Below are 15,095 nucleotides of genomic sequence, written 5' to 3'. Positions count from 1 at the left end.
TTGCTTGTGGCGTAGAGTGTAAAAAGCCCTTACAGCTTCTTCTGCAACAACATCGCCTTGCCCATTGCCGGATCCAGTTCATAGCCGGCAAACCCGGTTGATTTGTACAGAGCCTTGGCGCGCTGGTTACCTTCCAGCACCTCCAGTGTAATCTTGCAGCAGCCCAGCCCAAGCGCTACCTGTTCAACCTGCGCGATCAATTTCTTCGAGATGCCCTGCCCGCGAAACTTCTCGGCAACCGCCAGATCATGGATATTCAGCAGCGGCTGACAGGCAAAAGTCGAAAATCCTTCGATGCAGATCGCTACGCCTGCGGGCGCATCATCCACAAAAGCCAGCACCACATGGACATCGTTTCTTTTGCTCAGCGCCGCGATCAAATTGCTTTTGACAAAATCGGCGAGCTGCTGCCCACCGCCCATGGCATCCATCGCATAGCCATTCAAGAGTTCCACAATCGCACTGGCATGGCGCGCGTTGGACAAGTCGGCGTTCACTATCTGAGTCATGTTCCTGATCCTGGCTTAAATTGGCGGAGATTGGTTGATGCATCTCCCGCATCGATTTTATATCAACCTCACGTAAAGTTTCCCGCCTGCAAAAAAAGATCAGACACTCCCCTTTTTAGGGACTTTAGTGACAATTCTTGGCAGCACTCGCCAATTTGGTGAACTGATACATCAATCTTGTATATCAGATTGGTGCATCAGCCCGGAATATCACCTGATATCGGCTGGCATGCGACTTGCAGATACCAACGCATGACTGCTACCGCCAAATCGTCAACCCAGATCGCCGAACGGATTACCGAGGCAATGCTGGCGCGTAAACTCGCGCCCGGCACCCGCTTGGGCGAACAGCAACTGGCAGAATTGTTTGGCGTCAGCCGGACCCAGATTCGCGAGGCGCTAACCCGCCTGGTGACGCGCGGCATTGTCACCGTCAGCGCCCGCCGCGGCTGGTACGTGATTGAACCCACGCCGGAGGATGCGCGCGACGCCTTCGAGGCGCGCCGGGTTCTGGAACTGGGACTGCTACGGCATGCGCGGCCGATTGGCGCGGATGCCATCCGCAAGCTGCGCCAGCACGTCGAGCGTGAACAAGCCTCGCTGGAAGGCGAAGATGTCGCCAACCGCAGCTTCCTGCTAGGCGATTTCCATGTCTGCCTGTGTGAATCGTTTGGCAACATTTTGCTGGCCGACACCTTGCGCGATCTCACTACCCGCACCACCCTGACCGCCATGCAGTACCAGTCGTCACACCATGCCCGGCAATCCTGTGCCGAACACGTCGGCATCGTCGCGGCGCTGGAAAGCGGCGACCTGGAGCAGGCAGAACAACTGATGCACACCCATTTATGCAACGTCGAAGCGGGCCTGGATCAATCGCTGCGCAGCGATCCGCTGTCACCGCTACGGCAAGCACTAGCGCCACTTAGAGATAATCTCGACAAGCCGTCATTTGCAATATCACCTCAGCTAAAGGAGTTTTAAGATGAAATTTCCAAAGATTTTGTTTGCCATGGTTGCCGCCACTGCCCTCTTCAGCAGCACCGCACGGGCCGATGCGCTCGACGATATTGTCAAGAGCGGTGTACTGAAAGTCGCCGTGCCGCAAGACTTCCCGCCGTTCGGCTCGGTCACCAGCGATCTCAAGCCGCAGGGCCTGGATATCGATGTCGCTACCTTGATTGCTAAAAAACTAGGCGTCAAGATCGAACTGGTCCCGGTTACCAGCGCCAATCGCGTGCCTTACCTGCAAACCAAGAAAGTCGACCTGATCATTTCCAGCCTCGGCAAAAATCCGGAACGCGAAAAAGTCATCGCCTTCAGCGACGCCTACGCGCCTTTCTATAACGGCGTATTCGGCGGCGCCGATCAAAAGGTCGGCAGTGCAGCCGATTTGGCCGGCAAAACCGTGGGCGTGACCCGTGGCGCCGTGGAAGACCTGGAACTGTCCAAGATCGCTCCTGCCAGCACCACCATCAAACGCTACGAAGACAATAACGGCACCATCAGCGCGTTCTTGTCGGGCCAGGTGCAACTGGTCGCAACCGGCAACGTAGTGGCCGCCGCGATCATCGCCAAGAATCCGCCGAAGAAACCGGAAACAAAATTCCTGATCAAGAACTCGCCTTGCTCGATCGGCCTCAACAAGGACGAACCGAAATTGCTGGCCAAGGTCAATGAGATCCTGGCGCAAACCAAGAAGGATGGCGAATTGAATGCGGTAAGCGTGAAGTGGCTGGGCCTGCCTTTGCCGGCCAATCTGTAAGCGCAACTTGCCACCGTCACCAGCCTTAGGCAAGACATGAGTTATCACTTCGATTTTCTGGCGCCGTTCGACTATCCAGCCGTCCTCATCAAGGGCGTGCTGGTGACAATCGAGCTGATCGCGATCGGCGGCGTGCTCGGAATAGCGGTCGGCATCTTCGGCGCCTGGGCCCGTACCCAGGGGCCGCGCTGGTTGCGGCCGCTGGTCAGTGCCTACGTGGAATTAATCCGCAACACGCCGTTCCTGATCCAGCTGTTTTTCATTTTCTTCGGTTTGCCGGGGATAGGCTTGCAAATCAGCGAGATGGAGGCGGCAATACTGGCCATGGTGATTAATCTGGGCGCCTACAGCTGCGAAATCATCCGCGCCGGCATCGCCGCCGTTGCCCGCGGCCAGATCGAAGCCGGATTGAGCCTGGCAATGACCAGGATGCAGATATTCCGCCATATCATCTTACCGCCGGCCTTGCAAAAAATCTGGCCGGCCCTGTCTAGCCAGGTGGTGATTGTGATGCTGGGTTCGGCCGTGTGTTCGCAAATTGCGGTGGAAGAACTGGCGTATGCGGCCAACTTCATCCAGGGCCGTAACTTCCGTTCGTTTGAATCATATCTGCTGTCGACTGCCATCTATCTGGTACTGGCGATCGGCTTGCGGCAATTGCTGCGATTGATTGGTGACCGGTTGTTTGGCCGGCCTGTAGCCAGGGAGGCCGCATGATTTCCTTTTCGACCTGGGACATCGTCCGCAACCTGTTGCTGGCAATGCGCTGGACCGTATTGCTGTCGCTGGCGTCGTTTGCCTTGGGCGGGCTGCTGGGACTGGTCATCTTGTTCTTGCGAAGCTCGAAGCAGGCCTGGCTGCGCCGTCTCACCAAAATGTATATCGAACTGTTCCAAGGCACACCCTTGCTAATGCAATTGTTCCTCGCCTTTTTCGGCCTGGCTTTGTTTGGCCTGGAAGTGCCCGCCTGGCTTGCCGCCGGCCTGGCGCTGACTTGCTGGAGCAGCGCCTATCTGGCCGAAATCTGGCGCGGCTGCGTTGACGCCGTTCCGCGCGGCCAATGGGAAGCATCGTCTTGCCTGGCCATGAGCTACATGCAGCAAATGCGTCATGTGATTCTGCCCCAGGCCTTGCGTATCGCGATTCCGCCTACCGTTGGTTTCAGCGTACAAATCGTCAAAGGTACAGCGGTCACCTCCATCATCGGCTTCGTTGAACTGTCGAAAGCCGGCACCATGATCACCAACGCTACGTTTCAGCCGTTCACCGTGTATGCCCTGGTGGCGCTGATGTATTTTGCGTTGTGCTGGCCATTGTCCAAATACAGTCAGTCTCTGGAAAGGAAATTCAATGCCACTCATCGCCATTGATAACGTAAAGAAAAGTTTCGGCGATAACCAGGTGCTGAAAGGCATCCGGCTCGATGTCGAAGCCGGTGAAGTGATTGCCATCATCGGCAAAAGCGGCTCCGGCAAGAGTACCCTGCTGCGCTGTATCAACGGCCTGGAAAGTATCGACGAGGGCAATATCAGCGTCGCCGGATCGCATCTGGGCAAGACCGAGCTGGAATTGCGGGCGCTGCGCCTCAAGGTCGGCATGATCTTCCAGCAATTCAATCTGTTTCCGCACCTGACTGTGGGCCGCAATGTGATGCTGTCGCCGATGATCGTCAAGGGAACGTCGGAGAGCGAGGCTCGCAAATCGGCGCAGGAAAATCTGGCGCGGGTCGGCCTTGCTGAAAAATTCGACGCTTATCCCGATCAGTTGTCCGGCGGCCAGCAGCAGCGGGTGGCGATTGCACGTGCGCTGACGATGCAGCCGCAGGCCTTGCTGTGCGATGAGATTACTTCTGCACTTGATCCTGAACTGGTAAACGAAGTATTGGCGGTGGTGCGCGGGCTGGCGGAGGAAGGCATGACGCTGCTGATGGTGACACACGAAATGCGCTTTGCGCGTGAGGTCTGCGATCGCGTAGTCTTCATGCATCAGGGAAAGGTGCATGAAATCGGCGCGCCGGAGGAGATTTTTGCGAACCCGAAAACGGTCGAACTGCAACAGTTCCTGGGCGCCTCGCACTAAGCTTCAATCAACGCTGAAACTGGCAAACCGGGTGAGCTGATCCGCAATTCTGTAAAATTGCGGATTAGCTCCTGATTTGCTACTGTTAACTGTGGAAGTACACATGAATTCAATCAGCACTACCCCGCCACTCGCTGCCGATCTGATCTCCTTCATCGAAGGCTTGCCGAAGGCGGAATTGCACCTGCATATTGAAGGCACGCTGGAACCTGAACTGCTGTTCTCGCTGGCCCAACGCAACAATGTCAAACTGCCGTACGCCTCGGTCGAAGAACTGCGCGCCGCTTACGCCTTCACCGATCTGCAATCGTTTCTCGACCTGTACTATGCTGGCGCTGCCGTATTGCAGACCGAACAGGACTTTTACGATATGACGATGGCATACATCGTCCGTTCGCGCGCCGACAACGTGCGCCATTCGGAAATTTTCTTCGATCCGCAAACCCATACCGAACGCGGTATCGGCATCGATGTAGTATTTGCAGGGATCGCCCGCGCCTTGCGTGAAGCGCGCGATAAGTACGGCTTTAGCAGCGCCATGATCATGTCGTTCCTGCGCCATTTATCGGAAGAAGATGCCTTCGCGACCTTGGACGAAGCTCTGCCCTTGCGTGCGCAATATCGTGACCTGTGGATCGGCATAGGCCTGGATTCCGCAGAACGCGGCAATCCCCCGGAAAAATTTGCACGGGTCTTCGCGCGTTGCCGCGAACTCGGTTTTCACCTGGTTGCCCACGCCGGCGAAGAAGGCCCGCCGCAATACGTTGAGGCCGCACTCGATGTGCTGCATGTGGAACGTATCGATCATGGCGTGCGCAGCGAAGAAGATCCGGCCTTGATGAAACGACTGGCGCAGCAACGCATTCCGCTGACTGTTTGTCCGCTGTCCAACCTCAAGTTATGCGTGGTCGATGACATGCGCAACCACAACCTGGCGCGCATGCTGCATGCCGGCCTGGCGGTTACCGTGAATTCTGACGATCCGGCCTACTTCGGCGGCTACATGAACGCCAATTTCCTGGCAGTGGCGGCCGCGCTGCGCCTGAGCCGCACCGAATTGGTGATGCTGGCGCGGAATGCTTTTGAGGCGACATTTTTGCCTGCTGCAGCAAAGCAGCAACTGTTGCTGGAGCTGGATGGCTACTGCATGGCGCACTAGCCTTACGGCCCATTTCAGCACTGCCCGCAAGCCGCCGCACCACACAGGTCCGGCGGTTTTTTACGCCTGAAACCCGGCAGACAAAAAAAAACCCGCAGACCTTGCGGTTGCGGGCTGAATCCAAACCTAGGAGGTGTTGGAGGAGACAGGCGTAACTATAGCGATGCGACTTCTACTTGTATGCTTTAGAGTTCGAATACCTGATATTCGGCAGGCATATAACGAATCTCACCAAACGCCCTAAAAGCTGTAATGTCCTTGCCAGCCGGACAGTTTCCGTGCAACATGGATAAGCAGCCAGATAGCCTGCCCTATCGATCCCGTCTGACTCTGCGCAACCGTATTATCGTGGAGACCATGATGGACAACGTACTTGCTGCACCTCGCCTGACCAACGCCGGCATTCTGTTTTCGGTGACGGTCGAATTTCAACAGTATCAGTGCCTGGTGCCAGCAACCACACTCTCAGATCTGTCGCATTCGAAAGACCCTAAACTCGACTTGCTCGTCACTTATCGGGCATTCCAGACAAAAATCGAAGGCGTTGCGCGGCGCTTGATCGGCGCCGGCATTATCGGCAAACCGCTGGTTATCGGCAGCGGTTATTTCCAATAATTCCTGGACTGACCTGATTTCACTAATGCATCGTATGCGGCCTGCGCATGCGATGCATTATCACGTGTCGGCAAACGCACGCTTCTTCAACAACGCTGCGCGCAGCTTGTCGTATGCCAGGTTGAAGACGAAGGTGTAAGGCAGGAAAAAGAGCAGCAAACCGATGTCGAGAATCAGTGCATCGAGCAAGCTCATGTTCAGCCACCATGCCACCAGCGGCACGACGATTGCTACCAGGCCGGCTTCAAATGCGGTGGCGTGCACGACTCGCATGGCCATGGTGCGGACCAGTCGCCAATGGCGCTCGATGCGGTCGAACAGGCTGTTGAAAATCATGTTCCAGATCATCGCCACTAGCGAAATCATCAGCGTCAGCAAACCCGCGTGCGCCATCGGTACCTTCAATACCCAGGCTAATACCGGTGCAGTCATTGAGACTGCCAACACTTCAAAAATCAGTGCGTGAGTAGCGCGCTCGGTCCAGGTTTTTTGCGTATTCATATTGCCTCCCATTACTTCAAAATTGGTTGATGAAGTCGATGAGGTTATTTTCTTCGATTTTCCTGATACTATAAAAGTAATAATCATCGGATAAACCGATTGTTTGAGACATACACAGGAACCAGCACGCATGCGCCACTCCCTGGAAACGCTATTCATGTTTGTCGAAGCCGCTACGCAAGGCTCGTTTTCGGCGGCAGCACGCAAACTCGGCAAACAGCAATCCACCGTCAGCGAAGCGATTGCCAACCTGGAAATCGATCTCGGACTGCCCCTGTTCGATCGCAGCACCCGCCGCCCGACGCTGACCGAACAAGGCCGGGCGATGCTCGTACATGCGCAACAGGTGATGGAGGCCACCGACCGGCTTGAACGATCGGCCCACCGGTTGGCCGGCGGACTGGAACCGCAATTGACTTTGGTGTTATCGGATACTTACCAGTCGGACCGCTTCGAGCATATCCTCACCAGTTTCGAACAGCGCTATCCCGAACTGGAGCTGGAATGCATGATTGCGGAGCACAACGATGTGGTCTCTCTGGTGCAGGAAGGACGCGCCAATCTCGGGCTGGTGGCGGCACAGCCGGACTACGCGCCGGATATCGGTTTTGAATCGGTCCCGGATCGTTCGGCAATCGGTTTGTACGTCGGCAAACAGCATCCGCTGGCGCGGGCAAAACATATCTCCACCGAGATGCTGCATGGCGCGCGCGAGCTGCGCCTGAGTACCTACGCCGACGATGTCGTGCAACGCCGGCGCGGCAAATGCTGGACTGCGTCCAGTTATCTGCTGTTGTTGGAAATGACGGAACTGGGCTTCGGCTGGGCCGAGTTGCCACACTGGATGGCCAAGCGCTTTGCCGCCAACAGCTTGCTCGAGTTGAAGGTGCGCGGCTGGCCGAAAAGCATACAGGTCGATGCGGTCTGGTCGCGGCAGCGTGGATTGGGACCGGCCGGCAGCTGGCTGCTGGATACCTTGATGGCGCGATGAGCGGGTGATTTGCAGCGTATGCACGGCATATCGACCACAACAGCGATATCTGGCGCGAATTTTGCTGTTATCCGATATCACTCAAAAAACAGACAAAAAATGTTAATCCTCCTCGCCTCCGTCACCTTTGCCGCTTTGCTTGCTTTTTTCCTGCTGCGTAAAGAGTTTAAAACACGCGGTTTTCTGTCGAGCTATAACCGCAACGCCCGCTCCGATGCCCGATTACAGCGCAGCCGGACGATCAAACCACATCAGTAAATCGGTTGACGGCATAGTAGTCTCGTAGGGTGGGCACATCGTGCCCACGCAGTGCCGCGATATCCGGAGTGCGTGCTCTCGCGACACGAGAGCACGCATCTACGCGTTGTAAATTCACGCGTGGGCACGTTGTGCCCACCCTACGAAGCTGCGCGACCACATGGTTGCCCTCTTTGCCCTCTTTGCCCTCTTCCCACCAGACAAAAAAAAGCCCGCTGGGCCTTGCGGCGCGGGCTGAATCCAAACCGTAGAGGTTTTGGAGGAGACGAATTCACTATAAGATGAAATATGCGGCACTGCAATATAGTAAAAATACGGTATCAAATGCAAAAAAACCTGCGGCCATGAGGCAAGCAGGTTTTTTTAATTCTTCAATACAGGAGAAGATTCCCGAAACCCAGTCCTATCTGGAAAGTGGCTCCGACGTGTAACGAATCTACTCTTGTATTGGCCCGGATCACGTTTTAAGACGCTGTACGCGACAGGCAATTTTCGAATTATACACAGATTTTGCAGTTAATGCAAGAAAAGTGACAAAACTGGGTATTTACCACAAACCTCGCAGATAAAAAAAAGCCCGCTAGACCTTTCGGTGCGGGCTTGAATCCAAACCTTGTGAGGTGTTGGAGGAGACAGCTACAACTATATAGACCCGCCCTCGGCACCGCCAATTTATTTAACGCATATCAGTTATTCATAGGGTTGATAGCGCTACCATCTTTCTGCCATATAGGGTAGGCGCCGACCCTCGTCAGCGCTCCGGCGCGCCAGTTCGAGAATTTCCGCCACACTGACCGCAGCATCGGCCGCAACCGGAAATGGCGCACCATCATGAACCGCAGCCGCCAGCGCGCGATAAAATTCCTCGTAAGCACCATCCAGCGTAGCCAGTTCCCCGCGCAGATCAAGCTCGCCCTCCACTTCCCTGATCAAGCCGGGCGGGTTTTTAGCCCAACCGGGCTGTCCGGGACGCAAACCAGCCTTGAGCTGATCTTCCTGGGTGTCGACCCCTGATTTAAGATAGCTGCCGCGGCGGCCATGCACCGCAAAGCGTGGCGCCTCCAATGCGCTCAGGGCGCTGGCGTGCAACACCACCTGCTTATCCGGATAGCCCAGCTGCAAGTGGACATAGTCGTCGGCCTGGGCATTCTCGCGATAGGTGCCGATGGTCGCATTGACACTCTGCGGAGCGCCAAACAATGTCAGTGCCTGGTCGATCAAATGCGGCCCAAGGTCATACAGCAAACCCCCTCCGGTTAACGCATTCTCGCGCCAGCGCTGCCGCACCTGGGGGCGGAAACGGTCGAAATGCGATTCAAAATGCGTGATATGGCCAAGCCGGCCGCTGGCGATCAGCGATTGCAAAGTACGGAAATCTCCATCCCAGCGCCGATTATGGAACGGCGCCAGCAACAGCTTGCGATCTGCGGCCATACGCGCCAGGACGCGCGCCTCGGCCGCGCTCAGCGTGACCGGTTTATCGACCACCACATGCTTGCCTCCGGTCAATACACGACGGGCAAATTCAAAATGTGTGTCGTTGGGCGTTGCGATCACGATGCATTCGATCGCCGAATCCGCCAGCAAACCATCGAGATCGGCAACAATCCGCGCCTGCGGCCACGCTTTAGCGGCAGCCTCGGTTTGACTGCTGGCAATCGCGCTAACCTCGGTGCGACCCGAGTATCCGATGAGTGGCGCATGAAAAGTGGCGCCGGCAAAACCGTAGCCTAACAGGCCTACTTTCAAGGTGGACATGGTTCTCCTTCAACATTACGGGATAGATTCGGGTGGATTCAGATAAGTCCGGATGGATTCAGCCAAAGCAAATGATGATTGAAAGTTACCCACAGAAATTGTGGACAGTCCTGTGGATAACTATCACTAATTTCAATCAAGCCTTTGATTTATATGATTTTTTACCGAACGCACAAGGTTAGTACTTCGGGCCGGACTTGCAACAACTTGCGCTACGGCTTGATTGCCCCCAAAGGCGACAGCGTAAATAACTGCTTCGGCGGCAACTCCAGCGCGATTCAGGGAGCCGAAGAATCGATATCGGCCAGGGATTCACGCCCTTTTTCGGTGATGTCGTAACCGTCGCCGGCAGACCTGGCGATGACATGTCCCTTTTTCCCCAGGAACAGCGCGACATCAGCCGCAAGCTTGGCGCCAGGATCGCTCGCCACGGCGCGCAAACCATCTATGCAATTCCTGATGAACAAGGTCTGCTGGCCTTTTTCGGTCAAGGACAGGCCACCGTTTTTTTCATACGCAATGTACTTCAGTCCGGCCAGGCGCTTGGTATTTCGTGCCACGCAAGCGCTCACCCTGCCGTGCGCACCCTTGCCGATCTGGCCCAGCGCGTCGTATTCATCTCTTGTCAAACTGTCGTTCATTACTGCTTCCTCTGTAAGTATTTGCCGTGCTGCGACCCTCATGGTACGCGCCGCGATGGATAGCAGCAAGGCATCGAATTTACACTGCTATGTCCGCTCATCGATTGCGACCGTCGATGACGGCCATTGATTACTACAACTGTGAAATAAAATCTGGTATCGTTACCGCAGGTATTCCAACCTCATGCACAAGGAGACATTTATGGATTTAATAGAAAAATTCGACGCCAAAGGCAAAGAAACCGGGGACGCCTATCATGTAGAGTGTTATGAAAACACGATTGAAAGAGCCACCGCAAACGGCGTAATCAGTAGCCTGCCAGTATCGAAAACCTACCAGCTGGCAGATGGGCGTGCGCTGAACCCGTATTCGGAAGGGAAATTTGTGATTGTGCAGACTGGCGAGAAAATCTACCGGATTTAATCTACGTTTCGACCACCCACATGCCAGCCTGCGACCACTAAGGACGCAGGCTTTTTTATTCGGGAAAGAGGATTGTATTGCTGCAGCACCCGCCCTACGCCCGGCCACCCTCGCGCAAAGTCCTGATCAACAGATCTGCCATGATGGTTCCATCGAATTCCCGGAAACCACGCTGATAAACCAACGCCCCCACCGCAATCAGCCGATATAACTCTTCGTCAGTGAGCTTGTATGACAATTTTGCAATCTCGTTGGCAAACATCTGCACGATATCGTCGTCACTGGTGTGCGGTACCTGATGACTCGCCCTGCTCCACATCTCGATGATCTTCGCTGCCTTCATATAAGCCTCCAGGAGACTTTTTATTATAGATGCCGCTCCGCAAATATCCAGTCGTCAAAGCAGGCATAGCGTCGCAACATTATTTGAGAAATAACTATATCGGACACAATACAGGCTGCCTTTCACGCATGACGGCGACAATGTTGTCACCAGCCTTAGCGTGAGGCAGGATTGTTGTTCTTGCAGCTCGCACACCTCGGCATCCAGAAAATCGAAATAGCGTCCGACAAAAGGATAAAGCGCTTTGAACAAGCTTTCCTTAGCCGAGAAAACCAGGCTCAGCCAACGTGCAAGGGGCTGGCCGGCAGCATTGCCGACGGCCAGCTCTGCCGCTGTCATCAAGTGCTCAACCAGCGGTTCTGCTGCTGCATTGGTGAGGATCCGTTCAATATCGATTCCCAACCCGCGCCATGCCTTGGCGGTAGTCACAACGGCAATCGCCAGTCCGTCGCCGTGGCTGATCGAGCCCAGGTAGCCGGCGGGCCAGAGCGGCGCCCGATGCTGGCCGATCGCAAGCGTCGCCCGGCTCTCGCAGCCCAGCTGTTGCAGCGCTTCGCGCGCGCAAAACCTGCCCGCGGCGAATTCGACTTGCCGTTTTAACACCGCATTTTCCAGGCTCTCAGGCAAAACAATGCCGCCGGCTTCCAGGCCAGCCAGTTGTCCCGCATCGACCGTATAACGCAAGGTGGCCTGGCGGATAGACTCGGGCATTTCCGGAAAAATGATTCCGGTCATGTCATTTTCTGGCATTGGCATGTGTTTTTTAGGACTGAACAGTTTTGTACGGATGACAAAACATTATAACGATCAGCGATGGCACTGATGCGCCCGGGCCAAGAAACAAAAATATACAAAAACGCAAAAAAACAAAACCCGCGCACCTTACGGCAGCGGGTTGACTGGAATACAACAAGATACAACGAAACTGGTGCCGGTGATCGAGGCTACCGGCCAACCTGCTGATGGCAAAACACCCTTCGAAAAGCCCCTGCCCGATTGATTGAGTTGGTCTTTATGAGTGAGCACTAAATCAACATGTCGAATCCTACCGGGCTAACATGACAGCGGTATGACGTAAGCATGGCAATGCTCGTCCCTGTCGTCATTCTTGCCACCGGTTTTTGTCTATGGCGGACAGGCAAAAAAAGCCCGTGATACCTTGCGGTCACGGGCAGGATCCACACTCGGGGAGAGTTGAGGAGACGGCTTATTGTAGCTTTACTACGAGATCGGCGCAGCTGTCAGTAATGACAGGGGTGCAAAGCGTCGATAGCTGCCGTAGCGCGGATTCAATCCGGGTTCAATATCCGGCGTAAGGCTTCGAAAAAAAGCGTCGACTGCAAGCGTTCCCCCTGCAATTGTTGCGCAACGCGCTCTGCCAATTCCGCGCGTACTGGCCGCAAAGCGCTGCCGGTAGAGCTAGCCAGGACTTGCGCGGTGCAAGCTCGCTCCAGATAATACAAATCGTCGTAAGCGTAGTCGATCCGCTCGCCGCAGACCACCACGCCATGATTGCCAAGAAAAACGACGTCGGCGCCAGACATTGCATTGGCGATACGCTCGCCTTCGGATCCATCCAGCGCCAATCCATTGTACTGGTCATCGATGGCGATCCGGCCGTGATAACGCATCGCATTCTGCGACAACGTCGTGTCCAGGCCGCGGGCCTCTGTCAGCGTCAGAGCCGTTGCATAAGGCATATGAGTGTGAAGCACGCAATTTTTGCGGGCGATACGGTGAATCGCTGCATGAATGAACATTGCGGTGGGCTCAACTTCGTGCCGGCCGGCGAGTTTGCGGCCGGTCGCGTCAATCATCACGATATCGCCGGCTTGTATCTCGCCCCACATCAGGCCACGCGGATTGAGGAGGAACAGATCGCTGCGATCCGGCAATGCCACGCTGAAATGATTACAAACTCCCTCTCCTAATCCGTGATGCGCTGCAGCACGCAGAGCCAACGCCAGATCGGCTCGCAATGCCGCCACAACGGGTGAGTTGAAAACTGCTTCGATGTCAGAGGAGATCGCGTTCATGAGAGCCTTTAGAAATGTTTTGGACGATAGTATCGAGAAACACAAAACTTCAGTTCGTGGATTCTCCCACTTAATCCTGGATATCTAAAGCCGTCCGCCACTTCCGGCATGTAAGTTTCTGGTAAGTTTCAAGCAAGTCCCGCGTAAGGTTTAGCCTGCACACTCCAGATTAGCTGTACCAAATATAAATAATCAAGGAGACCGGCATGGCCACATTACAACCTACCGCAGGTGGGCTTAAACCTGCTACACGGGGTATTACACCGGAGGAGCGCAAAGTCATTTTTGCATCTTCCCTGGGCACCGTATTCGAATGGTACGACTTCTACCTGTACGGCTCGCTGGCGGCAATCATCGCCAAGCAGTTTTTCTCCGGCACAGATGCCAATACCGGCTTCATTTTTGCATTGCTGGCGTTTGCCGCGGGCTTTATCGTGCGCCCGTTCGGCGCGCTGGTGTTTGGCCGCCTGGGCGACATGATCGGCCGTAAATTCACCTTCCTGGTGACGATCCTGATCATGGGTGCATCGACCTTCATCGTCGGCATCCTGCCGAATTACGCCACCATCGGCATTGCAGCGCCTATCATCCTGATTACCCTGCGCATCTTGCAAGGCCTGGCACTGGGCGGCGAGTATGGCGGTGCCGCTACCTATGTCGCCGAACATGCACCGGACGACAAACGCGGCGCGTTCACTTCCTGGATTCAAACTACCGCGACACTGGGCCTGTTCCTGTCGCTGCTGGTGATCCTGGGTGTACGTAGCGCCGTCGGCGAAGAAGCGTTTTCGGCCTGGGGCTGGCGCATTCCTTTCCTGCTCTCAGTCGTGCTGCTGGCGGTGTCAGTCTGGATCCGTCTGTCGATGAATGAATCGCCGGCCTTTGCCAAGATGAAGGCAGAAGGCAAGACTTCCAAAGCACCTTTGACAGAAGCTTTCGGCCAATGGAAAAACCTGAAACTGGTGATCCTGGCGCTGATCGGCCTGACCGCCGGCCAGGCAGTGGTCTGGTACACAGGTCAGTTCTACGCCCTGTTCTTCCTGACCCAGTCGCTGAAGGTGGACATGTCGACCGCCAACATCCTGATTGCGCTCGCCTTGTTGCTGGGCACGCCGTTCTTCGTGATCTTCGGTACGCTGTCCGACAAGATCGGCCGCAAACCCATCATCATGGCCGGCTGCCTGATTGCAGCGCTGACCTACTTCCCGATCTTTTCCGGCCTGACGCACTATGCAAATCCGGCGCTGGAAGCGGCACTGAAGAATGCACCGGTGATCGTCACTGCCGATCCAGCCACTTGCCAGTTCCAGTTCAACCCTACCGGCACCAAGAAGTTCACATCGTCTTGCGATATTGCCAAAGCCAAGCTGTCGGCCGCTTCGGTGAACTATGAGAACGTCGTCGGTGCTCCGGGTTCGGTTGCCACGATCAAGATCGGCGAAAAGATCCTGACTTCGTATGACGCCAACGGCTTGTCGAAAGAAGATGCTGCCGCCAAGGACAAGGCGTTCTCGGCAGAACTGGCCGGCGACATCAAAGGCGCAGGCTATCCAAGCAAGGCCGATCCGGATCAGATGAACAAGCCGATGGTGCTGTTGCTGCTATTCATCCTGGTGATCTACGTGACCATGGTTTACGGGCCGATCGCAGCAATGCTGGTGGAAATGTTCCCGACCCGCATCCGCTATACCTCGATGTCGATGCCTTACCATATCGGCAACGGCTGGTTCGGCGGTTTGCTGCCAACAACCGCCTTTGCACTGGTGGCGTTCAAGGGCGATATCTACTATGGTTTGTGGTATCCGATCATCATCGCGGCAGCCACGTTTGTCATCGGCATGCTGTTTGTCAAGGAAACCAAAGACTACGATATTTACCAGGCCGAGCGCTAATCAACGATATGGCATATCCTTACGGCTATGCCTGAGCAGCGTAAAAAGAGCCGCCAGATGATTCTGGCGGCTTTTTTCATTCTGCCAACTGTCCATGCGCCTCGATATTTGGTATTGTCGGGCG

Annotated in this window: 18 protein-coding genes; 11 read left to right on the top strand and 7 right to left on the bottom strand. The window is 55.3% G+C overall.

Features of this window, described 5'->3' with window-relative positions:
• Window positions 1–29: 29 nt before the first annotated feature.
• Complete coding sequence (locus BM029_RS04840; protein ID WP_092433135.1) at window positions 30–509, bottom strand: GNAT family N-acetyltransferase; 480 nt, start codon at window positions 507–509, stop codon at window positions 30–32.
• Window positions 510–761: 252 nt separating this feature from the next.
• On the opposite strand from BM029_RS04840, the gene BM029_RS04835 reads away from it, so the two are divergent.
• The 7 genes from BM029_RS04835 to BM029_RS04805 all read left to right on the top strand — a co-directional run bounded on the left by BM029_RS04835 (window position 762) and on the right by BM029_RS04805 (window position 6,127).
• Complete coding sequence (locus tag BM029_RS04835; RefSeq protein WP_092433134.1) at window positions 762–1,493, top strand: GntR family transcriptional regulator; 732 nt, start codon at window positions 762–764, stop codon at window positions 1,491–1,493.
• A 1-nt stretch (window position 1,494) separates the two neighbouring features.
• Entirely contained in the window at window positions 1,495–2,274 is a 780-nt protein-coding gene (locus BM029_RS04830) for a transporter substrate-binding domain-containing protein (RefSeq protein WP_092433132.1), read from the top strand.
• Between the two features lie 36 nt (window positions 2,275–2,310).
• Window positions 2,311–2,991, top strand: coding sequence for an amino acid ABC transporter permease (locus tag BM029_RS04825; protein WP_092433131.1), 681 nt, complete (start codon window positions 2,311–2,313; stop codon window positions 2,989–2,991).
• Complete coding sequence (locus tag BM029_RS04820) at window positions 2,988–3,644, top strand: amino acid ABC transporter permease (RefSeq protein ID WP_092433129.1); 657 nt, start codon at window positions 2,988–2,990, stop codon at window positions 3,642–3,644. Before BM029_RS04825 ends, BM029_RS04820 begins: the two co-directional genes overlap by 4 nt.
• Window positions 3,625–4,353 (top strand): amino acid ABC transporter ATP-binding protein, encoded by a 729-nt coding sequence (locus tag BM029_RS04815; protein WP_092433127.1) that lies wholly within the window; start codon window positions 3,625–3,627, stop codon window positions 4,351–4,353. Before BM029_RS04820 ends, BM029_RS04815 begins: the two co-directional genes overlap by 20 nt.
• Window positions 4,354–4,456: 103 nt before the next feature.
• A complete protein-coding gene (locus BM029_RS04810; RefSeq protein ID WP_092433126.1) occupies window positions 4,457–5,512 on the top strand; it encodes an adenosine deaminase in 1,056 nt (351 codons plus the stop codon).
• Between the two features lie 357 nt (window positions 5,513–5,869).
• The gene (locus tag BM029_RS04805) at window positions 5,870–6,127 is read left to right on the top strand and encodes a DUF1488 family protein (RefSeq protein ID WP_170850980.1); all 258 of its coding nucleotides are present in this window, start codon (window positions 5,870–5,872) and stop codon (window positions 6,125–6,127) included.
• Window positions 6,128–6,187: 60 nt separating this feature from the next.
• On the opposite strand, the gene BM029_RS04800 is transcribed toward BM029_RS04805, so the two are convergent.
• Complete coding sequence (locus BM029_RS04800) at window positions 6,188–6,628, bottom strand: multidrug/biocide efflux PACE transporter (RefSeq protein ID WP_092433123.1); 441 nt, start codon at window positions 6,626–6,628, stop codon at window positions 6,188–6,190.
• A gap of 130 nt (window positions 6,629–6,758) precedes the next feature.
• Here BM029_RS04800 and BM029_RS04795 point away from each other — a divergent pair, with 130 nt between their 5' ends.
• Together BM029_RS04795 and BM029_RS25845 are read left to right on the top strand one after the other, a co-directional pair.
• Window positions 6,759–7,619: a LysR family transcriptional regulator gene (locus BM029_RS04795; RefSeq protein ID WP_092433122.1), complete on the top strand. Its 861-nt coding sequence runs from the start codon at window positions 6,759–6,761 to the stop codon at window positions 7,617–7,619.
• 99 nt (window positions 7,620–7,718) lie between these two features.
• Window positions 7,719–7,877, top strand: coding sequence for a hypothetical protein (locus BM029_RS25845; protein ID WP_170850979.1), 159 nt, complete (start codon window positions 7,719–7,721; stop codon window positions 7,875–7,877).
• A 711-nt stretch (window positions 7,878–8,588) separates the two neighbouring features.
• Here the strand turns inward: BM029_RS25845 and BM029_RS04790 are convergent.
• Together BM029_RS04790 and BM029_RS04785 are read right to left on the bottom strand one after the other, a co-directional pair.
• Window positions 8,589–9,635 carry an oxidoreductase gene (locus BM029_RS04790; RefSeq protein WP_092433120.1) on the bottom strand — a complete coding sequence of 349 codons (1,047 nt, stop codon included), beginning with the start codon at window positions 9,633–9,635 and terminating at the stop codon, window positions 8,589–8,591.
• 278 nt (window positions 9,636–9,913) lie between these two features.
• Window positions 9,914–10,276 (bottom strand): hypothetical protein, encoded by a 363-nt coding sequence (locus BM029_RS04785; RefSeq protein ID WP_092433119.1) that lies wholly within the window; start codon window positions 10,274–10,276, stop codon window positions 9,914–9,916.
• A gap of 202 nt (window positions 10,277–10,478) precedes the next feature.
• Here BM029_RS04785 and BM029_RS04780 point away from each other — a divergent pair, with 202 nt between their 5' ends.
• On the top strand, window positions 10,479–10,700 hold the full coding sequence (locus BM029_RS04780; RefSeq protein ID WP_092352557.1) for a hypothetical protein: 222 nt from the start codon (window positions 10,479–10,481) through the stop codon (window positions 10,698–10,700).
• A gap of 94 nt (window positions 10,701–10,794) precedes the next feature.
• Here BM029_RS04780 and BM029_RS04775 read toward each other — a convergent pair whose 3' ends face one another.
• The 3 genes from BM029_RS04775 to BM029_RS04765 form a co-directional block, all read right to left on the bottom strand.
• On the bottom strand, window positions 10,795–11,043 hold the full coding sequence (locus tag BM029_RS04775; RefSeq protein ID WP_092415915.1) for a hypothetical protein: 249 nt from the start codon (window positions 11,041–11,043) through the stop codon (window positions 10,795–10,797).
• A gap of 54 nt (window positions 11,044–11,097) precedes the next feature.
• Window positions 11,098–11,778: a 4'-phosphopantetheinyl transferase family protein gene (locus BM029_RS04770; protein ID WP_170850978.1), complete on the bottom strand. Its 681-nt coding sequence runs from the start codon at window positions 11,776–11,778 to the stop codon at window positions 11,098–11,100.
• A 554-nt stretch (window positions 11,779–12,332) separates the two neighbouring features.
• Window positions 12,333–13,079 carry an aldolase gene (locus BM029_RS04765; RefSeq protein ID WP_092433115.1) on the bottom strand — a complete coding sequence of 249 codons (747 nt, stop codon included), beginning with the start codon at window positions 13,077–13,079 and terminating at the stop codon, window positions 12,333–12,335.
• Window positions 13,080–13,285: 206 nt separating this feature from the next.
• Between BM029_RS04765 and BM029_RS04760 the strand changes: the two genes are divergently transcribed.
• On the top strand, window positions 13,286–14,971 hold the full coding sequence (locus BM029_RS04760) for an MFS transporter (protein ID WP_092433111.1): 1,686 nt from the start codon (window positions 13,286–13,288) through the stop codon (window positions 14,969–14,971).
• The last annotated feature ends 124 nt before the right edge of the window (window positions 14,972–15,095 follow it).

The sequence above is a fragment of the Collimonas sp. OK607 genome (assembly GCF_900111995.1).
GTDB lineage: Bacteria > Pseudomonadota > Gammaproteobacteria > Burkholderiales > Burkholderiaceae_D > Collimonas.
The sequence above is the reverse complement of the archived record's forward strand: the minus strand, read 5'-3'. Positions and strand labels throughout refer to the sequence as shown.